The sequence below is a fragment of the Streptomyces sp. NPDC090127 genome (assembly GCF_044746945.1).
Lineage (GTDB): Bacteria > Actinomycetota > Actinomycetes > Streptomycetales > Streptomycetaceae > Streptomyces.
On record NZ_JBIVDE010000002.1, the window covers coordinates 62473 to 86672 of the forward strand.

General features: G+C 71.0%; 27 protein-coding genes. 14 read left to right on the forward strand and 13 right to left on the reverse strand.

All coding sequences use genetic code 11. From position 1 onward, the window contains the following. Positions 1-99 precede the first annotated feature (99 nt). Together ACIPPS_RS05920 and ACIPPS_RS05925 are read right to left on the reverse strand one after the other, a co-directional pair. Positions 100-1071 (reverse strand): hypothetical protein, encoded by a 972-nt coding sequence (locus tag ACIPPS_RS05920; RefSeq protein WP_401427363.1) that lies wholly within the window; start codon positions 1069-1071, stop codon positions 100-102. 174 nt (positions 1072-1245) lie between these two features. Beyond that, positions 1246-2358, reverse strand: a complete 1113-nt coding sequence (locus ACIPPS_RS05925) for a hypothetical protein (protein WP_401427365.1) — start codon at positions 2356-2358, stop codon at positions 1246-1248. 250 nt (positions 2359-2608) lie between these two features. Between ACIPPS_RS05925 and ACIPPS_RS05930 the strand changes: the two genes are divergently transcribed. The 3 genes from ACIPPS_RS05930 (at position 2609) to ACIPPS_RS05940 (ending at position 5572) form a co-directional block, all read left to right on the forward strand. Continuing rightward, entirely contained in the window at positions 2609-2989 is a 381-nt protein-coding gene (locus tag ACIPPS_RS05930; RefSeq protein ID WP_401427367.1) for an FKBP-type peptidyl-prolyl cis-trans isomerase, read from the forward strand. A gap of 159 nt (positions 2990-3148) precedes the next feature. Beyond that, the gene (locus ACIPPS_RS05935) at positions 3149-4480 is read left to right on the forward strand and encodes a hypothetical protein (protein ID WP_401427369.1); all 1332 of its coding nucleotides are present in this window, start codon (positions 3149-3151) and stop codon (positions 4478-4480) included. Positions 4481-4693: 213 nt separating this feature from the next. Further along, a complete protein-coding gene (locus ACIPPS_RS05940; protein WP_401427372.1) occupies positions 4694-5572 on the forward strand; it encodes an NAD-dependent epimerase/dehydratase family protein in 879 nt (292 codons plus the stop codon). A 67-nt stretch (positions 5573-5639) separates the two neighbouring features. Here the strand turns inward: ACIPPS_RS05940 and ACIPPS_RS05945 are convergent, their stop codons facing one another. Next, positions 5640-6680: a YihY/virulence factor BrkB family protein gene (locus ACIPPS_RS05945; RefSeq protein WP_401427375.1), complete on the reverse strand. Its 1041-nt coding sequence runs from the start codon at positions 6678-6680 to the stop codon at positions 5640-5642. Between the two features lie 309 nt (positions 6681-6989). On the opposite strand from ACIPPS_RS05945, the gene ACIPPS_RS05950 reads away from it, so the two are divergent. Continuing rightward, positions 6990-7265 carry a hypothetical protein gene (locus tag ACIPPS_RS05950; protein WP_401427378.1) on the forward strand — a complete coding sequence of 92 codons (276 nt, stop codon included), beginning with the start codon at positions 6990-6992 and terminating at the stop codon, positions 7263-7265. A gap of 325 nt (positions 7266-7590) precedes the next feature. On the opposite strand, the gene ACIPPS_RS05955 is transcribed toward ACIPPS_RS05950, so the two are convergent. The 3 genes from ACIPPS_RS05955 to ACIPPS_RS05965 all read right to left on the reverse strand — a co-directional run bounded on the left by ACIPPS_RS05955 (position 7591) and on the right by ACIPPS_RS05965 (position 9342). Next, the gene (locus ACIPPS_RS05955) at positions 7591-8151 is read right to left on the reverse strand and encodes an isochorismatase family cysteine hydrolase (RefSeq protein WP_401427381.1); all 561 of its coding nucleotides are present in this window, start codon (positions 8149-8151) and stop codon (positions 7591-7593) included. Between the two features lie 120 nt (positions 8152-8271). Beyond that, the gene (locus ACIPPS_RS05960) at positions 8272-8745 is read right to left on the reverse strand and encodes a hemerythrin domain-containing protein (RefSeq protein WP_401427383.1); all 474 of its coding nucleotides are present in this window, start codon (positions 8743-8745) and stop codon (positions 8272-8274) included. A 207-nt stretch (positions 8746-8952) separates the two neighbouring features. After that, on the reverse strand, positions 8953-9342 hold the full coding sequence (locus ACIPPS_RS05965) for a hypothetical protein (protein ID WP_401427385.1): 390 nt from the start codon (positions 9340-9342) through the stop codon (positions 8953-8955). Positions 9343-9529: 187 nt separating this feature from the next. Between ACIPPS_RS05965 and ACIPPS_RS05970 the strand changes: the two genes are divergently transcribed. Continuing rightward, positions 9530-9751, forward strand: coding sequence for a hypothetical protein (locus ACIPPS_RS05970; RefSeq protein ID WP_401427388.1), 222 nt, complete (start codon positions 9530-9532; stop codon positions 9749-9751). A gap of 728 nt (positions 9752-10479) precedes the next feature. Here ACIPPS_RS05970 and ACIPPS_RS05975 read toward each other — a convergent pair. The 3 genes from ACIPPS_RS05975 to ACIPPS_RS05985 form a co-directional block, all read right to left on the reverse strand. Continuing rightward, a complete protein-coding gene (locus tag ACIPPS_RS05975) occupies positions 10480-11121 on the reverse strand; it encodes a TMEM175 family protein (protein ID WP_401427391.1) in 642 nt (213 codons plus the stop codon). Positions 11122-11435: 314 nt separating this feature from the next. Then, complete coding sequence (locus ACIPPS_RS05980; RefSeq protein ID WP_401427394.1) at positions 11436-11981, reverse strand: pyridoxamine 5'-phosphate oxidase family protein; 546 nt, start codon at positions 11979-11981, stop codon at positions 11436-11438. A gap of 846 nt (positions 11982-12827) precedes the next feature. After that, positions 12828-13394 (reverse strand): GNAT family N-acetyltransferase, encoded by a 567-nt coding sequence (locus ACIPPS_RS05985; RefSeq protein WP_401427397.1) that lies wholly within the window; start codon positions 13392-13394, stop codon positions 12828-12830. Between the two features lie 452 nt (positions 13395-13846). On the opposite strand from ACIPPS_RS05985, the gene ACIPPS_RS05990 reads away from it, so the two are divergent. The 8 genes from ACIPPS_RS05990 to ACIPPS_RS06025 all read left to right on the forward strand — a co-directional run bounded on the left by ACIPPS_RS05990 (position 13847) and on the right by ACIPPS_RS06025 (position 19998). Then, complete coding sequence (locus ACIPPS_RS05990; RefSeq protein WP_401427400.1) at positions 13847-15595, forward strand: lysyl oxidase family protein; 1749 nt, start codon at positions 13847-13849, stop codon at positions 15593-15595. Between the two features lie 196 nt (positions 15596-15791). After that, on the forward strand, positions 15792-16001 hold the full coding sequence (locus tag ACIPPS_RS05995) for a hypothetical protein (protein WP_401427402.1): 210 nt from the start codon (positions 15792-15794) through the stop codon (positions 15999-16001). A 146-nt stretch (positions 16002-16147) separates the two neighbouring features. Next, entirely contained in the window at positions 16148-16765 is a 618-nt protein-coding gene (locus tag ACIPPS_RS06000; protein WP_401429486.1) for a restriction endonuclease, read from the forward strand. A 162-nt stretch (positions 16766-16927) separates the two neighbouring features. Further along, entirely contained in the window at positions 16928-17380 is a 453-nt protein-coding gene (locus ACIPPS_RS06005) for a DUF3995 domain-containing protein (protein ID WP_401427404.1), read from the forward strand. A gap of 76 nt (positions 17381-17456) precedes the next feature. Next, positions 17457-17930, forward strand: coding sequence for an RNA polymerase sigma factor (locus ACIPPS_RS06010; protein ID WP_401427406.1), 474 nt, complete (start codon positions 17457-17459; stop codon positions 17928-17930). Beyond that, positions 17927-18379 carry a hypothetical protein gene (locus ACIPPS_RS06015; protein ID WP_401427409.1) on the forward strand — a complete coding sequence of 151 codons (453 nt, stop codon included), beginning with the start codon at positions 17927-17929 and terminating at the stop codon, positions 18377-18379. The genes ACIPPS_RS06010 and ACIPPS_RS06015 overlap by 4 nt, the downstream gene beginning before the upstream one ends. A gap of 302 nt (positions 18380-18681) precedes the next feature. After that, a complete protein-coding gene (locus ACIPPS_RS06020; protein ID WP_401427411.1) occupies positions 18682-18972 on the forward strand; it encodes a cupin domain-containing protein in 291 nt (96 codons plus the stop codon). Positions 18973-19464: 492 nt separating this feature from the next. Beyond that, positions 19465-19998 carry a transglycosylase SLT domain-containing protein gene (locus tag ACIPPS_RS06025; RefSeq protein WP_401427414.1) on the forward strand — a complete coding sequence of 178 codons (534 nt, stop codon included), beginning with the start codon at positions 19465-19467 and terminating at the stop codon, positions 19996-19998. 142 nt (positions 19999-20140) lie between these two features. Here the strand turns inward: ACIPPS_RS06025 and ACIPPS_RS06030 are convergent, their stop codons facing one another. From ACIPPS_RS06030 to ACIPPS_RS06040, 3 genes are all read right to left on the reverse strand, one after another. Continuing rightward, the gene (locus ACIPPS_RS06030; protein ID WP_401427417.1) at positions 20141-20875 is read right to left on the reverse strand and encodes a PepSY domain-containing protein; all 735 of its coding nucleotides are present in this window, start codon (positions 20873-20875) and stop codon (positions 20141-20143) included. 149 nt (positions 20876-21024) lie between these two features. After that, on the reverse strand, positions 21025-21894 hold the full coding sequence (locus ACIPPS_RS06035) for a GyrI-like domain-containing protein (RefSeq protein ID WP_401427420.1): 870 nt from the start codon (positions 21892-21894) through the stop codon (positions 21025-21027). 205 nt (positions 21895-22099) lie between these two features. After that, a complete protein-coding gene (locus ACIPPS_RS06040; RefSeq protein ID WP_401427423.1) occupies positions 22100-22834 on the reverse strand; it encodes a translation initiation factor IF-2 in 735 nt (244 codons plus the stop codon). Between the two features lie 135 nt (positions 22835-22969). Between ACIPPS_RS06040 and ACIPPS_RS06045 the strand changes: the two genes are divergently transcribed. After that, the gene (locus tag ACIPPS_RS06045; RefSeq protein ID WP_401427425.1) at positions 22970-23623 is read left to right on the forward strand and encodes a Type 1 glutamine amidotransferase-like domain-containing protein; all 654 of its coding nucleotides are present in this window, start codon (positions 22970-22972) and stop codon (positions 23621-23623) included. Positions 23624-23741: 118 nt separating this feature from the next. On the opposite strand, the gene ACIPPS_RS06050 is transcribed toward ACIPPS_RS06045, so the two are convergent. Beyond that, the gene (locus ACIPPS_RS06050) at positions 23742-23942 is read right to left on the reverse strand and encodes a hypothetical protein (RefSeq protein WP_401427427.1); all 201 of its coding nucleotides are present in this window, start codon (positions 23940-23942) and stop codon (positions 23742-23744) included. Positions 23943-24200: the final 258 nt, after the last annotated feature.

Sequence of the window (24200 nt, forward strand, 5' to 3'; positions counted from 1 at the left end):
GGTTGGGCGCGCGCGGGCTCAGCGTCCGGGCACGCGGCAGCTCAGCGGTTGGGTGCGCGGGGCTCAGCGGTTGGGCTCAGCGTCCGGATGCGCGGCGGCTCAGCGTCCGGTCGACGAACGCTGCCCTCGGTAGGCGGCGGCCGGGTCGGCGTCGATGTAGTACCACGGGAACTCCGTGACCCGACCCTCGGTGGCTTCGAAGCACTCACGTGCGGCGTCACGCTCACCGGCCAGGGAGAACGCCATGGCGAAGGTGTTGCAGACCTGGAGCCAGCCGCCCCGGCGGACGAAGTCCGGATGCCGGTACGAGTGGTCGGCGGCCTCCCGTAGGGAAGCCGTCACCTCGGGCCGCCCCATGTACGCGGCGTCAGCCCCCGCGTCGAGGGAGAGCCACTGCTCGATGTGCGCGATCGCGACGAGCTGTCCCAGCAGCGTGCCGGCCGGTGCGCCGAAAGCCGCCGTGCGCGCGAAGCTGTGCATCTCCTCGTGCGAGCCGCTCCACTTCTCGCAGACCTGCTGCAACTGCTGCTGATGTGCTCCCAGGTGGTGCGGGTCCCGCCGCACGGTCGCCTCGAACCGGCGCCGCGCCGTGGACTGGCCGACTTGCAGCCCGCGACCTGTCATCTGCAGGCCGTACCAGGGCGACGTCCACCCGGGCTCGCGTTCCGCGACCTCGTAGAGCCAACGCTCCGCCGTCCGCAGCCGCGTGTGGAACACCTCGAACTGCTCCTGCGAGACGTCCTGCGCGTACGCGCCCGTGCGGGCCTCCCACCCCCAGCTGATGTGCCGGATCCCGGCGACGAGCCGCGGGAGCGCGTCCGTCTCCGCCTCGAGGATCGGGGCGATCCACCGCTCCACCCCCGCCGTGTCACCGACGGCCCACAGCAGTTCCGTCCGGTCCTCGCTCTCGGCCCGCGCCTCGAGCACCGTCCGCACCGTCCCCCAGTCCCCCGTGCCGGCGGCCTGGCGCACGCGCGCCACATCGGGATCGCCCGAGTCCTGCTGCACCTTCGCAGCGGGCCGACCGGTCCATCTCCCCAGCGTGAGCCCCAGATCGCGGAGCAACGCCATGTCCCCACCCCTTGCCATGTTCGAACGGGCGAGTCATTGATCACTCCGCCCGGTGGGGTAGTGACTATCACGCTCGACCGACAATCGCACAGCTGGTATCCCCGGGTTCCCCGCCACGGGGCCCCGGGGCATACGCCGTCAGCGAGGTGCGTGAGTGGCAGGGGCGCGTTCGCGCTAGCGGCCCATCCCGTAGACCTGCGACGCCGGGGCGGGCCGGGCCCGGGACAGCTTCGCGGCCGCCCCACGGGCAGCTTCGAACGGCACGACCGGGCTCCCCTCCTTCCGCCAAGGTTGGGCACCGCACCACGGTCCCAGCAGGCGGAACTGCTCCAGGGCGGCCGCGTACATCATCGACCGAAGCATGTAGTGCGCCAGGAGATGGCGCAGTGCCGGCAGACGTTCGTCGTCGGGCTCGACCAGATCGAACGAGGCGGCGACCTGCTTCAGCAGACTCCTCCGCATGGGTGTGACGGGCAGCCCGGCGGCGGCGGGCCTGTCGGTGAGCTCGTTCAGCGCGTGCAGGTAGATCCCGGCGAGCGGGCTGCCGGCCGGGGCCTTGCGGACCGCCTGGCCGGCGAACCGCATCATCCGCCGGTCGCTGCCGAACCACTTGGCGCACCAGTACTGCAGGGCCTGCCAGTGCCCCTCGTAGTGGTGGGGCGCGCGGGCGACGAGCCCGTCCCAGAGCGGCTTGAACTGCGCGCGGCCGTACTGCGCTCCGCGCGCCGCCGTGATCATGACGACCCAGGGGCCCGGGTTGGCGGGGTCGAGCAGCGCGGCCTTGTGGGCCTCTTCGATCGCGGCCGGGAGCATGGCGCGGAAGCGGTCCATGTCCGAGGTCAGGACCTCGTGGGCGTAGCCGCTGCCCCGGATCTCCCAGGCGCGGTGGACCATGAGGCTGGCGTGGAGGGTTGCCGCGTCGCAGTTCCCGGGCTCGGCGGCGCGCCATTCGTCGAGCCACGCGTCGTCTTCCTGGGCGACGTGCTGCAGAAGCTCCAGCCGGCCCCAGCGCTCGTCCCAGTCCTCGCCCGCCGCGCTGACGTACCGCTCGGCGGACTTCCAGTCCCCTGCCCACGCGGCGTCGGCGACGGCCTGCCGCTCCTCGGTCCGGTGAGCGGGCGGGGGCGGGCCGGCGCGCCGGGGGTCGAGAACCTCACGGGGCGGAAGTCCGTAGGCGGATGCCACGAAGTGCTCTGCGACCCAGCCGTCGACACGGCGAGGGATGACGAAGAGGCGGTAGAGGAGGATGAGAAGCCCGCCCAGGACGACGGCGGTGAAGATGGTCACGGCGCGGAATCTTCCCCGAACCGATCACTCACCGCAATAGTTCAGGCCAAGGATACGGCGAGGTCAGAGAGGGTCCCCCGGTTCTAGCCCCCTTGGCCGGCTGAGGGAATGTCACCGTCGGCGAGCGAGCCCCCGGCACGGATGCGGCGGGTGACTGTGCGCAGGGGCCGATGATCTACTGCATGGAGTGACCATGCGCCTGGCTGGCCTGTACGAGGGCTTCCGGCGGCGAGCGAGTGAGGCTGCATCGATGAGCGAACTGACGAAGCCCGAGATCGACCTTCCGGAGGGTGACGCTCCCACCGAGCTGACCATCCGCGACCTCGTCGTCGGGGACGGGCTCGAGGCGAAGCCGGGCAGGGTTGTCCAGGTTCACTACGTCGGGGTCACCTTCGCGTCCGGAGAGGAATTCGACGCCTCCTGGGACCGGGGCCAGCCGTTCAAGTTCGCCGTGGGCGGCGGCAAGGTCATCAAGGGGTGGGACCGCGGGGTCAGAGGGATGAAGGTCGGCGGCAGGCGCGAGATCATCGTTCCCCCGCGCCTCGGCTACCGCGACCAGTCACCCTCGCCGTTGATCCCGGCGGGCTCGACACTCGTCTTCGTGGTCGACCTGCTCTCCGTCGCAGTCTGAGGCTTCTGCGACCCGACCCTGTCCGTCCGGCTCCGAGGCCGGGCGCGCGGGGCCGCTTCCGGTACGGATGCCAGGCGGGGCTCATGGAGTCGGCGTGTCGGTACAACCATGCGGGTCCCTCGGTGGTCCAAGGAGGCACCGAGATCGTTTGGGGAGTTCATGAGACGAAGTACGCGTATGGCCCTGGTGGCGACCACGGCACTGAGCGTCGTCGCCACCGTCGGCGCGACGGCCGCGACGGCTGCACCGGTTCCGCCGGGCGCAACGGCCTCGACCGCCGCGACCGCCGCACCGGTTCCGCCGGGCACCACCGCCTCGACCGCCGCGACCGGGACGGTCGTGCAGGAGGGCGGCCCGCTGGTGGTGCCCTCCGGCGAGGAGAGTCCGGTCACCGCACGGGTCAAGGTCGCGCTCTCGCATTACACCGGCGGCCGGATGAAGGCGCGCCTGCTCCTGCCGACACAACCGCACGAGGCCGGCAACGAACTGCCGCCGTACGCCTTCGTCGACTCCACCTGTGCCGTCAACGGCGGCGCCTTCCAGCCCTGCTCGTGGGACAGCCCGCACCACGTGGCCCCGCTCCCCGAGGTCGACGCCCGGGCCGGGTACTCGACCACCCTGACGTACGACATCCGTGTCGACGCCAGCACCTACGCGGCCTCTCTCGGGACCGTCACGGCCACCCTCGAAGTGGTTGACGGCACCGGGAGGGTGACCGACCGTGGTCCTGTCTCCTTCCAGTTCGTCAAGGGCACCCCGGAAGCGCACCTGCGGACGACGGTCCTCGCCCGCGACACGTCCGGTGTCCTCTGGCAGTACGAGAGTTCGGGCCGTCCCGACAAGCCCCTGAAGGCACGCACCCGCATCGGCGGCGGCTGGAACGCCTACACGGCGATCGTGCCCGTCACGTTCCGGAACGCGGCGGGCCGGGGCGACCTCATGGCCCGCGACAAGGACGGCGTCCTCTGGTACTACGAGGGCTCGGGCAACACGGCCGCCCCCTTCAAACCGCGGGCGCGGGTGGGCGGCGGCTGGAACCAGTACACCGCTCTCACCGGCTACGGCACCGGCCTGCTGGCCCGGGACAGGGCCGGCACGCTCTGGCGGTACTCGTTCACCGGCGCCGACGACCCGGCGTACGCCCTCGAAGGCCGCACGAACATGGGTGGCGGCTGGAACATCTACACGGCCATCGCCGGGCAGGCGCAGGGCTACAACCCGGTGGCGCGGGACAAGGACGGCGTCCTGTGGGCGTACGACACCCGCTTCCCGGGCTTCTCCCCGCGCACTCGCGTGGGCGGCGGCTGGAACATCTACAACTCCCTCGCCTGGACGGGGACACTGACGGGTTCGGGCGGCAACCTTCTCGCCCGTGACACGTCCGGCAAGCTCTGGGCGTACGACACCGTCTACCGCGGCTCCGGCATCGTCCCTGCCTCGACCCGCAAGCAGATCGGCTACGGCTGGGGCATCTACAACACGATCCTCTGACGCCGGTGACCCGCCACGATGTACGGGGGCCGTCTCGGTATGGGGGCGGGAAGTGGCGGGTCGTCAGGAGGCGGCGCCGGGGTGTGTCGGTCCAGGCCGTCCTGCCGGGGTGTGTCGGTCCGGGGTGCGGCCCCGGCCGCACCCCGGCCGCACCCCCGGTCGGCGCGTCCTCGATCACCGGGCCCTCCGCCCGGTCCTTGAAGTGGAGTTCTCATGCGTGTCTTCGTCGCCGGCGCCACCGGCGCAGTCGGCGGTCTCCTCGTCCCGATGCTGGTCGAGGCCGGCCACGAGGTCACCGGAACCTCACGGTCCCTGGCCGGTGTCGAGCGGATCAGAAGCCTCGGCGCGACAGGAATCCAGGCGGACGCGCTCGATGCGGAGAGGCTGCGGCACGCGGTCTGCGCGGCAGCGCCAGAGGTGTTGATCCACCAGCTCACCGACCTGTCCGGCGCGGATGGGGCCGCCAACGGCCGGATACGCCGGGAGGGCACCTGGAACCTGGTCGAGGCCGCGAAGGCGGCTCAGGTGGGACGGATCGTCGCACAGTCGATTGCCTGGGCGTACGCGCCGGGCGAGGGCCCGGCCGAGGAGGCGGTACCGCTCGACGACACCGCCGCTCAACCGCGAGCCGGGGTGGTCTCCGCCGTCAGGGCCTTGGAGGAGACGGCGGCCGAGGTGGAGACAGCGGTCGTGCTGCGCTACGGCCTGCTCTACGGGCCCGGCACCTGGTACGCGCCGGGGGGCGCTTTCGCGGCGGCCCTGGCCGGCGACCGATCGGCGCGCTTCCTCGGGAGCACGCTGGCGAACGACGCGGTGAGTTCCTTCGTCCATGTCGCCGACGCGGCAAGCGCCGCGCTGGCCGCGGTCGACTGGCCAGGCGGACCGGTCAACATCGTCGACAACGAGCCCGCTCCCGCCCACGAGTGGCTTCCGTCCCTGGCCGGCGCCCTCGGCGTACCTGCACCCGGCCGGGTGGCAGGTCGGCAGGAGTGGGAGCGTGGCGCTGTCAACGCGCTTGCTCGCGGCCGGGGTTGGCAGCCTCAGTGGTCGACCTGGCGGACGGGATTCGCCGCCCAGCACGACATGTCGTAAGCCCTGCCCGTCGGCGGCGCCGGTCCCTCACACTGTCGTGCGGGCCGCGGGTCGCCCACGGTGAGGCCTATTCAAGGCGGCGCCGATCCTCCTCCGTCCACTTCCGCGTGTCCCGGGGCTCGACATAGGGCTCCTCGTCCTTCGGATGGCCACCGCTGATGGCGCGCTGGCGAGTCATCTCGGCGTCGAACTCCAGGCCCAGGAGGATGGCGAGGTTGGTGATCCACAGCCACACCAGGAAGATGATCACACCCGCCAGGGTGCCGTACGTCTTGTTGTACGAGCCGAAGTTCGCCACGTAGAACGCGAAGCCGGCTGAGGCGATCATCCAGAGGACGAGCGCCAGGAGGCTGCCGGGGGTGATCCACCTGAAGCCTCGGCCTTTCGCATTCGGAGCTGCCCAGTACAGGAGAGCGATCATGGTCGTGACGAGAACGACCAGGACCGGCCATTTCGCGATCGACCACACCGTCATCGCGGTGTCGCCCACACCGAGGGCGTCGCCCGCCTGCTGGGCCAGACCCCCGGTGAACACCACGATCAGCGCGCTGGCGACGAGAAGGATCATGAGCGTGACCGTCAACAGGAAGCGCAGCGGGAGGATCTTCCACACCGGGCGGCCCTCGGGCATGTCGTAGACGGCGTTCGAGGTCCGGATGAACGCGGCGATGTATCCGGAGGCGGACCAGATGGCCAGGATCAGGCCGACGACGGCCGCGAGGGATCCGAGGCCGCTGTTGCCCTGAAGCTGTTGCACCGCGTCGGTGATCACGTCGCGTGCGGGGCCGGGCGCGAGCTTCTGGATGTTGTCCAGCACCTGCCTGGTGGCCGACTCCCCCGCGAGACCCAGGATGCTCACGAGCGCCAGGAGCGCCGGGAAGATGGCGAGGATGCCGTAGTAGGTCAGGGCCGCGGCGCGGTCCGTCAGCTCGTCGTCCTTGAATTCCTTCAGCGTGCCGCGCAACACGGCCTTCCAGGACTGTTTCGGCAACTGCGAGAGTTGGTCCGGCGCGCGCTCCTCGACCTGCTCGGACGGCCCCGCACTTCCGGATTCTCCAGCGCCGGGATCGCGGTCGTCCCCCCGCTCTGGATTCGTTGTGTGCTCCATGGCCCGGCGACTTACCCGAAGGCGCCGTTCTATGCGCCCTTCGACTCAGACCAGCGCCGATCGGGCCGCGCGCCCCCGCCGGTGCCCGCCCTCGCCCTCGGGCTCCGCCTGCGCGGCGCGCCCCCGGCCTCGTCGCCTCATCCGTGCTTCGAAGCCAGGACGGGGTCCTCCGTGGCGGCGGCGCGCTCCCGAATGCCGCCCGTCAGGCCCGTTCCGTCCTTTCGGGGCACAATGAGCAGGCTGGCCTCTGTCGCGCCACCGCGATGAGCCGCCCCGTCGGCGGGGCAGCCCGTGAATGCGGGAGGAAACTTGCTGATCAGGCACGCAGTGCGGGACGGCGTCCTGCACCTTGAGATCCTGCGCAACCTCGACATCTCCAGCCGCGCAGCAGCAACGCTGGAGATCGAGATGCTCTTGTTCGCGCACCGTCCGTACACCCGGGTAAGGGTCCAGCTGCCCACAGCCGAACCGTCACCCGCCTGCCTCAGCGTCCTCGCACGCGCCCGCCGCCTGTGCGAGCGCGAGGCGATCCCCCTGGCCGTCCTCGGCCCCGCCACGCCATCGGCACAGACCTGGCCCGCATGACACCGCCCCGCATGACACCGCCCCGCGTGACACCGCCCCGCGTGAGCGTTCCGCGGACCAGGAGCTGACCGAGCGGGCGCAGCCCGCACTCGCGGGGTGCCGGGAACGGCTTCGAGGGCGGCCGGCCTGCCCCTCCACGGGCACGCCTAAGGCGTGATCATCGCGTGGCCGACCCCGCTGCGGAGCGCGTTCATCGCGAGAGAGGCCGATCACGGCGTACGCGGAGGGCTGGCCATGCGCCCCTCGGCGACGTGGCAGCGCGTAGGGAGAGACCTGCCGCCATGATCACGACGGCAGTCGGGGCTGGCCCACGGCTCAGGGCCGTTCAGCCGGACTGTTCGGCGGTGTCGTCGAAGCTGAGCGCGTCCACCGAGCAGACGTGAGCGGACATGTTGCGTTCCATCATGCGTAGCGCGGCGTCGGCGAGACCGGCGTCGATGTGGGCGACCGCTTCGGGGGCGAGGCTGACGTCGAAGTGGCGGATGTACGCGTCCAGTGCGGAGTAGAGGATGCACTGCTCGGTGACCTGTCCGCACAGGACCACTCGGCGGACCCCCAATTGGGCCAGCAGGTAGGACAGAGGGGTTTCGAAGAAGGCCGAATGACGGGCTTTGACGACGAAGAGCGACTTCTCGTCAGGAGCGATGGGCTCGACCAGGTCGGGGTGGGGGCCTGCCAGCGCCTCCTGGAGGATTTCGCCGTGGTGGGAGCGCCAGCGGCCGAAGTTGTCGTTGACGTAGATCACCGGGGCATCGGATTCCCGGGCACGCTTCAGCAGCTTTTCCACTCCTGGCAGCGCCTCGCGGACCGAGCGTACGAGTGCGTCGGCGTCTTCGTGTTCGTAGGTGTTCAGCATGTCGATCACGACGAGCGCCGTCTGTGCCATGGCGTTCACCCTTCGTCTACCGTCCGGGCATCGGGACGGTGGGGCCGTAGCGCTGTGGCCGCCTTGGCAGGGCCCCGCCACGAGGCGGCCGGTCGGCGGACTCGCCGGCAGCGTGTTCTTCTACAGATCCGCGCTGGGTACGGCGAGAGGGTCGCCGGGGGCCTTGGGTTTGGCCGCCTCCATGCGCTCGCCGAGTTCGGTCAGGCGGTTACGTCCCATGGCCTTGCGCACTTCGGGGAACCACTCCTTCTCCTCCTCCTCGACGTGGTGGCGCACGTTCTCCATGAGGACGGACATCTTGGCGTCGAACCGCTCGTCGTGGGCGTCGAGGTCCTTGAGTTCCGAGAGCATCCAGAGGACCACGTGGTGCTCCTCGACGCTCTCCAGCACGTGGTCCTTCGTGCCAGGGGCGGCCTCGCGGGCGGCGGGATAGAAGATCTTCTCCTCGATCCAGGCATGGGTGGTGAGTTCCTCGATCACCTCGTCGGCGATCTTCCGTTTCTCCGCGAACGCGTTGTCTCCCGCCTTCTCGAAACGCTTGAACAGCTTCTCCACCGTCTTGTGGTCTTCCTTGAGCAGGACGATTCCGTCCACAGTGCTTCCATCCTTCAGGTTTCTCGGCGTCTTGGGGGTCTTGGGCTTCCTGAGGCTCTTGGGGTCCTTCAGGGCTGCGGATGCCCGCTCCCGGCTTGGTGTACCCCCTGCGGGTGCGCGCGGTCACGGCCGACACACCCATACGCCGCCGAACGGCGACGAGGCCGCGCTTCGGCGAGCAGCGGGCGGAGCGCTGCGCGAACCGGTTCAGTGGGGCGCGCGGAGCAAGCCGGCGAGGGACGCGGCGAGCTCCACCGGCTCCACGGGCAGGGTGGTCGTCGCGTCGGCGTGGCTCCAGGTGGCCAGCCAGGCGTCCTGCGGTCGGCCGATCAGAAGGAGGACCGGCGGGCACTGGAAGACCTCGTTCTTGATCTGCCAGCACACGCCCATGCCGCCGATGGGGACCGCCTCGCCGTCCAGGACGCAGGCGTCGATGTGGCCTGCGTCCAAGGCCAGCAGGACTGCGGGCAAGGTCGCGCACTCGACGAACGCGACCGGCGGCACGTCGGCGGCAGGCATGCGCCCGGTGGCCGTGCGGACCTGCGCCCGGGTGTTGGCGTCGCTGCTGTAGAGGAGGACTGAGACGCTCGACGGCATCGCTTCTCCGTGCTGCGGTGATCGGCGGCGGGCCACAGACATGCGCAAGGCGCAAGGCGCAAGGCCCGTGCACCGAGATGTTCAGAACTCTCACAAATAGGGTATTCCTGTCTGTTCGGCGCCGGCCGGACGCCCACCCGTTCCGTACGGCCGGGCAGGCGACGTCATCGCACGGCGGTGAGAGCTGATGACCCAGTGCAAGATCCCCGACTACCGCACCGGCCATCGTGGCCGACACTGGACCCACGCCCTGCGTTGCGCCCAGAAGACGGGAGCCGTCATCGTCACCGACGAGACGGGGGAACCTGTGATCTACGCGCACAAGGCCTCCGGGCCCGGGCGTTTCAGGCCCTGGGTCACCGCGACCGGGTCCCGTTACGACAGCCACGACGTCCACCCCGAGTGGTAACGGGACACACAACGCCCGATCAAGCGACGGGACCACCACTCGTCATGTCCTCGGCCCTGCGAACGCGGCGCGGTCAGGCATCGCTGGATTATGAGGAGGTCATTCGCAGTGCCCGCACATATGATCACGGCGACGGGCCCCAGCCTTCCTTGATTCCGCGGGTTGGCAAAGATGGCCACGTCCCACCACAGTTCACGAGATCGTGAAGGGTTACTCATGACCACCGTTCCGTTCCGAGGGGTCCCCCAGCAGGCTGCGGCCGCCGCAGCTCAACCGCCCACCGGCCCACACCCCAGCTATCAAGGGCTCTTCCTGGAACCCTTCCTCAGCGGTGGGACCGACTTCCTCGACGATGCCGACAGCACGGCGGACCAGGTGCCTGGCGAGGCGCGGCAGCTTTCCGGCAGGTAGCCGGTGTGGGGCCCTTGCAGCCAGCAGGCGCAGGCGACGCCGATGGGCAGCTCGTCGCCGGCCCCGGCGGGCACGTACCTACCGCGACCTCGGGGTGCGCCCGCGACGCCGACACGAGGCACCCCTCGACACGGGCGTGCTGGGCAAGCCGTGCCTCCGGGCGATCCCAGCCGACGAGAACGCCCATGGAGCCCTGCTGAAGAAGCTCACCCCGACCCCGATCGCCCGACCCCGATCGCCCGACCCCGATCGCCCGACCCCGATCGCCAGGCCCGGGCGCGCGCCGGGAGAACTGCGGGTCGGACCGGTGCGCGTCCTCAGTCGGGCGGGGCCGACCGCCGGGCCTCCCTGCGTTGCTCCCGCCGTCCGAGCGCGACCTTCGCCGGGAACAGGGCGAGCCAGAACCACATCGCCCCGTGCGGGGCGAAGAAGGCGATGGGCACGGAGGCGCCGAACACGACGACGGTGGCTCCGAGGTCTGCGGCGGTGTCGCCCCACTCCCCCACCTCCTGGACCTTGTGACGCCCTCTCAACGTGGCGAACATGCCGAGTTGCAGCAGGTCGATGAGGCAGATCGTGAAGGCGTAGGAGGCCACGGCAAGAGGTTCCCGGGCGCCGTACTCGGCGAGCATCGAGGTGGGGAACGGCACCAGGGCGATGACCCCGAGCACGGCGAGGGCCAGGTGCTGGGGAAGCCCGCCCGTCCTGGCGGCCATCAGCAGGATCTGGCGCTGGTCGCGCCAGAAGATGGACAGGATGAGGAAACTGAGCGCGTAGGCCGCCAGCGCGGGCACCACATCCCCGAGCTCGTCGCGGAACTGCGCGGAGTCCAGGTTCCCCGGAACCCGGACGTCGAGGGCGAGGAGGGTCATGGCGATCGCGAAGATGCCGTCGGACAGGGTGATCAGTCGGTCCGACCGTGCTGCCGCTGACGTGCTGCCGTTACTCACCCCGCCCACCCTGCGCCTCGCACCGGCCCGGGGACCGGATTGCTCCGACAGCGGGCATGCCGTCGCTCACGCGGGCCGTCCCCCGGTAGGCAGCCTGCGCACCGACCCGTGCCGTTGTTCCCGCCACCGCAGAGCGTGCCGGCCCCTTGCGCCGCGCCTCCCTTCCCGGCTCCGCACGGGAAGGGCCAGGCGTGCCCTGGGCCGAAGGCAGAACCTGGCCTCGTCGATGCTCCTGGGTGGAGGCGACCGCTCATGATCAGTCCGGTTGCGGTCCGGGGCGAGATACGTGGTCAGCGGGCGCCCCTGCCTGTCCGGGCGGCCCGCTAGAAGGTGTACCGCGTATGGCTGAACACCTGACCGTCGTGCCCGAAGCCGTACGCGGTGCCGGGCGCCACGGCGAACAGCAGATCGTCGCCCTCGCGGATGTTGTCGCCGAAGCCGTAGAAGGTCCCCTCCGGTGAGGTGATGTGGTCCCCGTACTGCGCCTCGAACGCGGCGATGACCGCATCCCGCCGCGCCGGATCCTCCACCCGCTCCGCCGTGCCCTCGACCACGATGTCGAGGCCGTCGGAGAGTGAGTTGCGACCTGTGGTGAGCGCGCAGTGCGGATTTCCGGCCAGGTTCTTCGCCTTCTGCTCACCCCGCCCGGTGCTGAAGTGCAGCGCCCCGTCGTGCCAGGCGGCGATCAGTGGCGTGACGTGCAGCCGACCGTCCGGCCGGACCGTGGTGATCCAGAACACCTCGGCATCCCGCATCCGGCGCTCGGCCTCCGCCCATTCGGTGGCGGTGACGTTCCGCGCGCCCGGACGGGGGTTGAGCGCGGCGCTGTAGCGGGGGTCGAGCTCGGTCCGTGGCTGCTTCGGCGTCATGCGGAACTCCTTTCTCTCTTCGTGTGACGAAGGCTATGCAGACCGGCCTGAAGCCGCTCGGCCGACGAGCTGTCGGCCGCGTACGAACAGGGCAGCGAACTCGCCGCGCACGACGCTCCCCATCTCGGCGTCGCTGACGCTCCTTGAGCGGTCCACGCGGGTGACGCGGACACCGCCGCGCGTCCTGGGAACAGCCTCAGCGGGCCCGGACAGCGAGTGTCCAGCCGACCTCCGCCGCTGGAGCCGGCGCGTTCAAGGCGGCACTGCACGCGTGGGCCCAGCGCATGAAGCGGGCCGGGCACCCGTACGCCGACCCCGCCGCGGCCCGACGCGACGCCGCCCTGCCCACGGCCGGGACCTCGCCCGACGAGGCGTTCGAGGCCGAGCGGAAGATCGCCACCGACGAGGCGACGTGCGCGCGGGCCACCTCCCTGAAGACCATCGGCGCCGAGCGGAGCGTTTCCACGTGGACGAGCCGCGCGACCGCTACGGCGAGGCGATCGACACAAGTCGTCGGATGCAGCATGAGGCGTTCGCCCGCGCCGCGAGGACAGTCGGTCCCCGGACCTGACCATCACAGACCTTCCATGGCCGACCGACCACGGAAGCAGCATGTACGTGCCAAGCACATCGGCTCCCACCGCTGGGTGACCGCCTCCGAGTGCGGGGCAGGCGCCCGGATGAGCTGACCCTGACGTGACGCGGACGGCCCGCCGACCCGACCGGCGCGCCGTCCGCCGTCGCGCGCCGTCCGCCGTCGTCCACACGTGGGCCAGCCGCCCTGCGGACACGCGTTCGGAAGGGATCGGCGTCAGATCCACGAGCGTGGGTGGCGGGCGGTGTTGGTTACCGCACCGAGGGGGCCTGGTGTGTAGCCCAGTACTCGGCGGCTGTGATGCCCAGCAGCACCACGTCGTGGTAGCCGCCGGCGATGAACTCGTGCTGTCGAAGCCGGCCCTCCTCGATGAAAGCCAGCTTGCGGTACAACGCGAGGGACGCCTCGTTGAACGCGTAGATCTCTACTTCGCACTTGTTGTAGCGCTGCTCGGCGAACATGTAGGTGAGGATCAGCTCGGTGGCCTCGACCGCGTAACCCTTGAGCCGGTGACCACGGGCGATCTCGATGCCCGTCTTGAACCGGCCCGCACGGCTGTCGGACTCTCCCACTGTCACAGAACCTGCGAACGCTCGGTCGGCAAGCACCTCGACGACCAACCGGAACGCTTCTCCACCTGGCGGACGTCCAGCACGCTCAGCGGTCCAGGCACGAAAGCCTTCGTCCGAGCGGGGAGGCTCGACCAGGTCGGCATTGCGCACATCGGCGGTGTGCTGAGCCAGATCGCGGAAGCCTTCCCAGTCCTCCGGCTCCACGCCTCTCAGACGAATCTTCGCACCGGTCCACATGTCATTCATGGCGCCCACCGTTCTCGTCGGCCGCAGATGCCGCCGACCATGCACGTCGTCGATCGCCAGATGCTATCGGCGCTCGGCGCTGCCGCCGCTTCAGACCCCGGCCCGACCATCGTGAGTTGTTCGAGGTCTGGTCCGAGCCGATCCCCCACGCGACCAGGTGCCGTGGTGAGAGCATGACGTCGATGGTGGGGCCACGCCGCGCCGACGGGGGCGGGGGCCCCGGCGGCTGCTCTAGCAGGTCGGGGGTCGCAGGGTGCCGTGTGCCGGGCACAATGGCCTGATTCCCTTTGCAGCGGTGCTATCCGGCCAGTATCGCCGCATTGTCGATCCTCCGGACAACCCGGCATCGAGTCCGTTCCTCTTTCCCTCCGGGCAGGCGGGCTTCGTGCGGCGTCGAGCCGTGTCACCCGCTGTCTGCTTCCTTCTCACAGCATTCGAAGGACGAGGGAACGATGACCAGAACGCGTAATTCCGTCCTCCGGCGCCCGTTGCTCGCCGGCAGTACGGCCATCGCCGTCATGGCGGTCACGGCCGGCTTCGTGGCCACGACGCCGAAGTCGGCGAGTGCCGCGGCGGGGCCCACACTGAGCCTCATCGCGGCAAGCAATTCCATCACGCTCACCTCCTGGAAGGAGGAGCCGGGCGTCTTCCTCGACCTCGGCACCTACCTCACCGCGGAGGGCATGCCGCTGGAGCTGCGGGTGGCGAGGAAGTCCTACAAGGATCCGGTGACCGTCACGCAGGTGGTGCACGAGGGCGGTAGGTCGAAGGCCAAGCCGCTGCCCACGGGGACGGTGAAGGACTTCTCCGGGCTGCCGGGCTTCGCCGAGATCACCCTCACCGACAAGACGGGCAAGCAGGTTCTCCGCCGTAGCGAGAACTTCTGCCCCAACAACGCCAGCGGCCGGGTACGGCCCGACGCGCCGGCCACCTCGAAGTACCCGGAGAGCTGCCCGACCAACCCCTTCACGCTCGGGTCGGTGTGGGGCGTGGAGAAGGGGTGGGCCGCCAACACCTACGCGGGCTCCTACGGCGACCAGGTCAAGCTCGCGGCCGGTGCGTACACCGCCACGGTCCGGGTCGCCAAGAAGTACCGCGACCTGTTCGGCATCGCCGACAAACCCGCCACGGTGCAGGTGACGGTGGAGGAGCGCAGCTGGGAGGACGGATCGGGTGCCGCCGCGCCCCGTTCCGCCCAGGCCGGTGAGCACGCCTCCCCCGGCGCGGCGCACCACGCACCGGCCGCGCACAGCGGTCACGGGCCGGGGCACGCCCCGTCCGTCGCCGAGGCCGGCGCACCGTCGACGAGCGGTGCGGGACCCTCGTACAACGTGGGCCACGGTCCGCTGAAGGCCGCGCCGCCCGCCCTGCCGTGGGCTCTCAAGAAGCAGCAGGCCGCGCGTGCGTCCGAGGTCGGCGACACCCGTGGCCAGACCGACGGCTCGCGCAAGGCGCCCGCTCTCGGACCGATGTCCAAGCGGCCCACCGGCAAGCCGTCCGTCCCGAACGTGCCCAAGCCCGACCTGCGCTCGCTGCCGGCCTACGGCATCACCATCAGCGACGGCGCCCAGGACGTCCCCGGCAAGGACTACCTGGCCTTCAGCGCCAACGTCTGGAACGCCGGCCCGGCGCAGCTCGTGGTGGACGGGTTCCGCTCCCCCGGCAAGGCCATGATGGACGCGTACCAGTACTTCTACGACGCCCAGGGCAAGCAGGTCGGCTACACCCCCACCGGCACGATGGAGTGGGACCCGCGGCCCGGCCATGTGCACTGGCACTTCACCGACTTCGCCAGCTACCGGCTGCTGAAGGCCGACCGCAAGGAGACCGTACGCAGCGGCAAGGAAGCCTTCTGCCTGGCCAACACGGACGCGATCGACTACACGGTGAAGAACGCCAACTGGCACCCGTTCAACACCGACCTGTCCACCGCGTGCGGCCAGGAGAACTCGATCTCCGTCCGCGAGGTCCTGGACGTCGGCTCCGGTGACACCTACACGCAGGACCTGCCCGGCCAGTCCTTCGACATCACGGACCTCCCCAACGGCACGTACTACATCCAGGTACTGGCCAACCCGGAGAACCGGCTGAAGGAAACCGACCTCACCAACAACAGCGCCCTGCGCAAGGTCGTGCTCGGCGGCAAGCCGGGCGCCCGGACGGTGACCGTGCCGGCGCACGAGCTGGTCGACGCGAACTGACGCCGTGCGGCCCCGCCCCTCGCGGGGCCGCAGAACGGATGTCCGGGCGGCAACCGGACAGTGTCCGGCGGGGTTCTCGCCATCGTTCGCCGACCTGCTGCGACCCGAGTCCGTCGTCGGCTGCACTGGTCCTGGGCCGCCACGGGGCGGACGGGGGCGCGTGTTGGACGCGAGGGCTGGTGGGGATGGGATCGGCGTGATGACGATCAACGTGGCGGTGCTGCTCGCGGTCATCGTGGTGATGCGGTTACGCCGCAGGACCCAGGCCAGGAGCCGTGTCGAGGAACGGAACACCGCGCTCCTCGTCCTGGCCCTCGGGATCCTGATCGCGCCCACCCCGCTGGGCCAGGGGATTGTCGACGGGATCGGCCAGTTGGTGCAGGGCGTCTCGCAGGCAGGCTCGTGAGGTCACGGCCCCGGCCGGGCGGCCGCCGCTCCCCCGCCCCGCGCCGGTCCCGCGCGGCTTCCACCCCTCGCCGCCGGCCCGCGCCCAGGCGTCGTGCGGCGTCCCGGCGCCTGAGGCGGGCGTCCGGTGCGGAGCGGGCCGGTCTGCTGCTCCTGGTGCTCGTCGTGGTGTGGAGCCTGCTCGTCGGCGCGCTGCGGTGGCTGGCCGCGCACCCTTGGGTGCCGGTCGTCCTGTTGTCGGGCGCGGCGGCGGCCTTCGGAGCCTGGGCGTACCGGCGTCGGGAAGCCGCCCGCTGGAACCGGGTGCGGGAGCAGGGGTTGCGGTACGCGCTTCCGCAGATCGACGCCCTGCATCACACCCGGTTCGAGGAAGCCGTCCGGGACCTGATGCGCCGCGACGGCTGCTCCCACGCGGTCCGGGTCGGCGGAGCCGGAGACAACGGCGCCGATGTGAAGGCCACCGACCCTTCCGGCCGCCTGTGGGTCATCCAGTGCAAACATCGCAGGGCCGGACTCGCCGGCGCCGCGGTCGGCACCCCAGACCTGCACGTCCTCAACGGCACCGGACGCCCCGTCCACCACGGCGACGTCGTCGTCCTCGTCACCAACGGCCGTTTCACCCGCAAGGCCGTCGCCTTCGCCCAGTCCCAACAGCTCCACCTGGTCGACCGGCACCTGCTCGCCCAGTGGGCCGCCGGCTCCACACCTCTCTGGGAACTGCTGGGCGCGATCCCCTCCCCCCGCCGCCCCACGGCCGGCTCCTGAGTCCGGGCGAGGGCGTGGTGCGGGCCCGTCCGTGCGACAAAATCGCAGGAGGTTGTCCGGGCTCGCGCCCGCCTCGGGAGAATTCACGTACGCCGAGGGAACGTTTCGCGCGGTCGGCTCCTCATCAGGGCGACGGAATCCTCCGCCGGCCTAGGAGAACCCATGCTGTACCGGCCCGAAACCCCCGCCCCGACCCGCGCCGCCGCGTTGGTCGCCTCGGTGCTCACCGTGGACGCTGTGCTCCACCTGTACTGGACGACGGGAGCCACCTGGCCCGCTGCCGACGACACGAGCCTGTCGCTCGCCGTTCTCGGTACGGAGGTGCCTTTCACGCCGCCGATCCTGCTTCCCCTTGCCGCGCTGCTCCTCACCGCCGCTGCGGTCGTCCTCGCGCACGCGCGCCGGCCTGGCGACCGGTTACTGCGCGCGGGCACCCTGGTCGTGGCCGCGGGGCTGTCGCTGCGCGGCGCGGCGGGGATCTACTGGCTGTTCTCCAAGGAGACCGGCGCCGCGTTCCACTGGCTCAACCTCCTGCTCTACACCCCGTTGTGCGTGGTACTGGCCGTCGCCGCTCTGCGCGTGGCGTGGTGGAAGGACGCGGCACGTGTCCGATGAACGACCGGATGAACGACCGGACGAAGGACCCGGTGGAGGACCCGATGAAGGACCCGACGGCCGGACGGTGCGGCTCGTGCGAGCCGCCCAGCGCGGCGACACCCTCGCCATGGCCGAACTCCTCGACGTCCTCGCTCCTTACGTCTCCCGCGTCTGCGCGCCCATAGCCCTGGGCCACGGCGCGGACGCCGCGCAGGAAGCCCTGGTGGCGGTCTTCAAGTCCTTGCGCACCCTCAAGGAACCGGCGGCACTGCGCGGTTGGGTACGTGCCATCGCCGTACGGGAGGCGGTCCGCATCGCGCATCGTGTCGCCCGCACCGTGCCGGCAGATCTCAGCGCGCTGCCCGCACGGGGCGATCCGCAACTCTCCGCCGACATCAGGGACGTACTGGAACGGCTCTCCCCCGAGCACCGTGCGGTACTGATGCTGCGGGACGTCGAGGGCCTGGACGAGCGCGCCGCCGCCGCCCTGCTCGGCGTGCGCACGGGCACCGTCAAGTCGCGGCTGCACCGGGCCCGCGGCACCTTCCGGAAGGCGTGGACGTCATGAACGAGACCTGGCCCGTCACCGACCTCGACCCCGTACGGCGCCTGCACGCCCTGGCCGCCGGCATTCGCGGCGCCCACGTGACCGAGGCGGACGTCGACGCCCCATTCGAGCAGGTCTGGGCCCTGCTGGGAGACCTGGAAGGTGCCTTCGGGCAGGTTGTGCCCGACATGGAGCGGCTGCGCGTGGTGCGTCGGCAGGGCGAACTCGTGGAAGCGGTGGCGCGCAGCACGTACGGCATGCGAGCGCGGCTGCGCGGGGTGCAGCGGCCCGGCTGGTGCTGGCTCCAGAGCCGGTTCCTGCTGATCGGCGTGGCGGCGGCGCCGCAGGGCCCTGCGACGCGGGTGGCGTTCACCGGGGGCGTACGTCTGCCGACGCGTGCGGCCCTGGTCCCCCTGGGCGTGCGGCGGGAGGGTGCCCGCAGTGTTCAGCGGCTGACGGAACTGCTGTGACCGGGGCGGCCCGGGCGGGGGTGCCCGTGCCGTCCCGCGGCCCTGCGGCCAACGCGGCGAGCGGTCCTCGCCTCCCACCGGTACCAGGCCCCTGCTCTCGGAGGGCGCGAGGTTTCGCGGTGGCGCGTGCGGACTCCGCCCAGGCCTCGACGCCCACGGCCCGCCCCGCCGCGCCCGCGGGCCACGGCCTGGTGACATCCCCCTGTCGCCGCCGCGAAACCCGCCAGCTAGCGTGCCACCCGGGGACATTCCGCCCACCGCCGGGCCACCGGTGCGTCAACGACAGCGAGGAGAGACCGGCCATGACGACGACGGCCCGCGCAAGCGTGCAGCACGAGGACGACCGGGTGCGGGTCACCCGCTGGGACTTCGAGCCCGGCCAGAGCACCGGCCGTCACGTGCACGCCTACGACTACGTCGTCGTCCCCGTGACCGACGGCCTCACCCACGTGGTCACCCCTGACGGTACGGTCAGCGCCTCACACCTGCGGGCCGGGCAGTCCTACGCCCGCCCGGCCGGCGGCGAACACGAGGTCGTCAACGCCGGTACCGCGCCGCTGGCCTTCGTCGAGATCGAAATGAAGGGCCAGTAGCCGCACCGCAGGCGGCCCGGAGGCTCCCAGCCGGCTGCCGGCCAGGTCGGTCGCGCCCGCGTGGCGCTGGTCGAGGCGCCGTCGGCAGCACCGCGGAATGCCGTCCGCTCCGCCTACCGACAGAGCGTGATCAGGCGCGGCCGTTGAGTCATCCGGGCGCCGCGGCGGGGGCCGTGGCTGTGATGCCCCGCACAGGAGCCACGTCACGTCCTAACGGAGGTAGTACGCGCGAGGTCCCGCAATCCCGCACCCGGGTGGACCAGGGCGGGGACGTCGTAGCCATTTGCTATGGAGTGGGGTAGTACGTCACACCCTTGCGTCGTGCTCGGAGCGCCCCTAACCATGGCTGTCGTTCCGGGGATCCCGGTGCGGGCCGGACAGCAGAGCAACTTCGCTCGACCGCCCCGCCGCCTCGCGGAGTACTGCTCCGCTTCCGCCGCACCACATGCGTCGGCATCCCCACGTCGTCCCCAGAGGGAGAGTTACTCGCGTATGACCGCCCCCACGCAGAACACCACCAGCCGCATCGCCCGATTCCGCAAGCTCTCCGTCGCAGGCGTAGCCACCGCTGGTGCCGCCATGGCGGCGCTCACGCTGGCCCAGTCGCCCGCTCAGGCGGCCCCGGCCCCGGCATCGGCAAACGTCGCGGCGGCCCAGGTGTCGGCGGTGGACGCTCAGACGGCGAAGAAGGCCAAGAAGCAGTACGCCGACAACCTCGACGGCTGGATCAAGGAAGCCCTGGACATCATGGAGTCCAAGAACATCCCCGGCAGCTACGAGGGCCTGCACCGCAACATCATGCGTGAGTCCTCCGGCAACCCGGAGGCCCAGAACAACTGGGACGTGAACGCGCAGAACGGCACGCCGTCGAAGGGCCTGCTCCAGGTCATCCAGCCGACGTTCGACGCCTACCACGTCGCCGGTACCCCGCATGACCTGACCGACCCGGTCGCCAACATCACCGCCGCCGCCAACTACGCGGCCGACAAGTACGGCTCGATCGACAACGTCGACTCCGCCTACTGATCCACCGCCACCAGCCGGCTGCCCGCTCAAGGCGGCCGCGGCGAAACACGACGAGGGGCCCGGCCATGCCGGGCCCCTCGTCGGCTGTGGCGACGCGACCGACGCCGGCGCGGATGCCCCGGCCCCGGCCCCCGCCCCGGGGTCAGTCGCGGTCGACCTCCTGGGCGATGATCCGCGGCTCGGTCGAGGAGACCTGGTACGTCGTCTTGTCCCACGAGCTGGTGTCGACGACGTCCACGGACCAGGAGTCGTCGTCCAGCTCCACGGCCGTGACGGTGCCCTTGTTGTCCTGGGTGGCCGTCTGGACCGCCTGCTGCGGCGTCACGGTGGCCCGCTTCAGGCGGTCGGTCAGCTCGGTCTTGTCCTCGGAGTCCTGATCCGCGTCCGGCTTGTCGCTGATGACCTTGCCGCTGACGCCGTCGACCCAGACGTCGTGGAGGGTGCCGTCCTGCGCGGCCACGCTCGTGCGCCATGCCGGTGTCTGCTGACCCGGGCTCTGCGCGGGGCTCGCACTGCCGGAGGCGGTCGCGGACGCGGACGCGCTGGCGCCGGCGCCAGGCGGCGCCCAGGTGAGTTCGGCCTCGACCAGCTTGCCCTGGGGCACGGTGGCCACCGCGGTCTGCGTCGCCTTGTCCCAGGTGACCTTCGTGGCCGGAACGAGCCGCTCCCGTTCGGCCTGGTCATCGGTGAGCCGCGGCGAGGCGGACGCCGTGGGGCTCGCGCTGGCGCTGGCGGTGGTCTGGGCCGGTGCGATGCGGGCGGAGGTGCTGGTGGTCTCCTTCTGGTCGGAGCCGCAGGCGGCGAGCAGAAGGGCGCAGGAAGCGGCGAGGCAGACAGCCGCCGGGCCGCGCAGTCGGTGTCGCAGAGAAATGCTCATACGCGTATACCTGACCCGGACCGTCCGCACCACGACGCACCGGCACACCTATCCACCCGATCGCAGGCTTCCTCCGATCCGGACGGGGCGCCGGGCCCGCCCTCCGACCGGCATCCGCTCGGACGGCGAGCGTAGGCGACCGCCGTCCGTCACGCCGGTTCGACGGGTAGCCACAGCTCGCAGGTCGCGGTGCTGAAGTCGTCCGCGCGGTCGAGGACCGCGACGATCGAGGGGCCCGGCCGCAGACGCCACGGGTTCGACGGGAACCACTCGGTCGCCGTCGCGGCCCATGTCGTCTGCAGGGCCTGCGGGTGCGGGCCGGCGGTTCGGAAGACCGCCCACGTGCCGGCCGGGACCTCGATGGCGTCGAGGTCGTCGGGGGCCGGCGTCTCCCGGGAGGCAGCGACCCCGTGGAGGTAGGTCAGTTCGCTCCCCTCCGTGCCGTCGGGGTCGAGGTCGTCGCAGACCTGCAGCAGGCCCCGCGGTTCGGTGTCGCCGAGCGTCTTCAGCCGGAGGTGCTCGTCCTGCGGCAGTGAGGTGATGTGCCGCTGGATGTGCGGGTTGATGCCCTGATGGATGAGCGGAACCCGGGCTGCGTGTCCGACCAGCCGGAACGCGGGGCGGTCGATGATGTGGGTGTCCATGGGGACGCTCCCTTCGACGGTCAGGTGGAACCTGAGCTGCGGTTGTGTACGCAGGGGGCCTCCGTCGCGGCGTACGTCGCTGAGACCGGCGCCGTGGACCGCGCGGAACGCGCGTCCGAACGCCTCGGTCGAGCTGTATCCGTGCCGGACGGCGATGCTCAGCAGGTCGTCCGCACCCCGGACCACGTCGGCGGCGGCGACGGTCATGCGGCGCCGGCGCAGGTATTCCGACAGCGGCATGCCGGACAACGACGAGAACATGCGGCGCAGGTGGTACTCGGTCGTGCCGAGCTTCCCGGCCAGTTCGCGGACGTCGAGCTCCTCCGCGAGGTGCTTCTCGACGAGATCGACAAGCTGGTTGAGTGCTGAGATCACGAGGCCTCCTTTCGATGCCAACTCTGCCGCGGAGGACCCCGGCCGGACCCGACCGCTGCGATCCGATCCGATCATGCGCCTGGACGGGCGCGGAGCTGACTACGCTCCCGCTGTCTGGTAAGCGCTTGCTCAACGTGAGGGCTGGTCTGCCAGCGGCCGACGGATCGCGCGGGTCGTCGGCCCCCAGGGGGCCAGGTCGTCCCGCTCAGTGTGGCGGCGGCTGCGGGTCCAGTGCGTTGCTGATGCTGCAACCGCCCTCTCCGGGCATGCGCTGGATCCGGGTCGGTACCCATACCTCGGTGTCGCCGGGGACCACGCGGGCCAGGAGGCAGTCCTGCGCGTCGAAGCCGTTGCCCTTGACCGACAGGAGGACGCCGACCCGGCCGCCGTCCGCCTTCACCTCGGTACGGATCGCCGGGTCCAGGTCCAGGGCGGCGAGCGTACGGCGCACCTCGGCCTCGTCGACCCGGCCGCCCACGGGTACCCGGGGAAGCTTCGCCCGCAGGGCCTCGTACGGCAGCTTCGGCGGTTCGGGTGCTGGGGCGAAGATCAGCGCAGGGCCGTCGGGGCAGTCCACGTCGCGCGGGTCCTCGCCCCACTCCGCCTTGGGCGAGACCCGCACGGCGAAGCAGCGCAGCACGGTGACCTGTTCGACGTCGAACCGACTGTTGTACGCCGAGCCGGACGTGCGGACGATCACGTCGACGCCGTCCCCGTCATGTGTCGAGGTGCCCGTCATCCGCAGCACCTCCACCCCGTCGATGCCGGAAGCCGAGCGCCCGACCTCCTCGGCCGTGCGCGGGCGCTGGCTGTGCAGCCGTTCGCCCGCCTTCCTGGCGACCTCGCGTGCGGCGTCCGTCGCCTCGCCCTCGGAGGACTGCGCCGGCGCGCAGCCGGCGGTGAGCAGCAACAGCGGGGCGAGCAGGAGTATGCGGCGCATGCCCCCACCTTTCTGGCGACCCGCGCGGCGGGCGACCGTGTGCGTACTCGGACCGGCGTGGGCGATCGTACTCATGTCGCGCAGGGATCAGACGATGAACCGACTGATCACCGCGGCGCCGACTACGGTGCGCGGATGCGCATGTACCTTTCCTCCTGGCGGACCGGTGACCACCCGGATCAGCTCCTCGCCCTGCTGGGCAGCTCCGGCCGGCCGGCCAGGGTCGCCGTGATCGCCAATGCCGTCGACGCCCTGCCCGCCGCCGAGCGCGAAGCCGCGGTCGAGCGCGAGATCGACGCCCTCACCGCACTCGGCCTGGAGCCGGTCGAACTCGACCTGCGCACCTTCTTCGACCAGTCCCCCGACCAGGTCGCCGCCGTACTGGAACGCTTCCCGATGGTCTGGGTCCGCGGCGGCAACGTGTTCGTCCTGCGTCACGCGCTGGCTCGCAGCGGTGCGGACCGAGCCCTGGTCGAGCTGGTGCAGCGGGACGCCCTCGTCTACGCCGGTTACAGCGCGGGCGCCTGCGTGCTCGCCCCTGCGCTGCACGGACTGGAACCGTGCGACGACCCGGACGCCGTCGCCACCGCCTACCACGCCTCGACGCGCTGGGACGGCCTGGCTCTCCTCGACTACGTCGTGGTTCCGCACATCGATTCACCCGGCCACCCCGAGACCGAGATCCTCGGCACCGTCGCCGCCCACTACCGCGCGCGGGGCGTCGCCCACCGCACCCTCCGCGACGGTCAGGCGATCGTGATCACCGGGCAGGACACACGCGTCCACTGACCGGCACGTCTTCTGTACGACGGCGCTCCGACCAGGACGGCGTGCGCCGGCCGGCTCACCGGCCCGTGAACGTGCGACGCCGCTCGGATCCACAGGACCCGAACGGCGTCGGACGGTGTCAGTTGTTCGAGCCGACGGTGTTGTCGTGGCCGGCGTTGAAGACGTCGTCCGCGGCGAACTGCAGCCAGTCGCCGAAGACCACGGTGTACGAGGGCTGCGGGTGGTAGTCCACGTTCACGTCGGCGGTCGCGGCGCCGGCGCCGACGAGGACGAGGGCACCGGCGGCCAGCGCGGTGAGGGCGGAGCGTACGGGGCGCATGACTGCACCTTTCGCAAGGGGAAGGGGAACAGCCCTGACCGTAGGTCTGGGGGAGCTCTGTGTCCCGGTGGCGGCCCGCGTCGCACCGACACGTAGCCGATCGGACGCATTCCCCTTCCGATGCCCGTGGGCAGCCGGCTCCCTGACGTGAGCCAGGGCAGCAGGGGGCAGGGGGGCAGGGCATCGGGCGCTGTCACACGTTCTTCATGTCGCGTGCATGGTTCTGGCGTGGGGCCTCCGCCCATGATCGGCGGTACG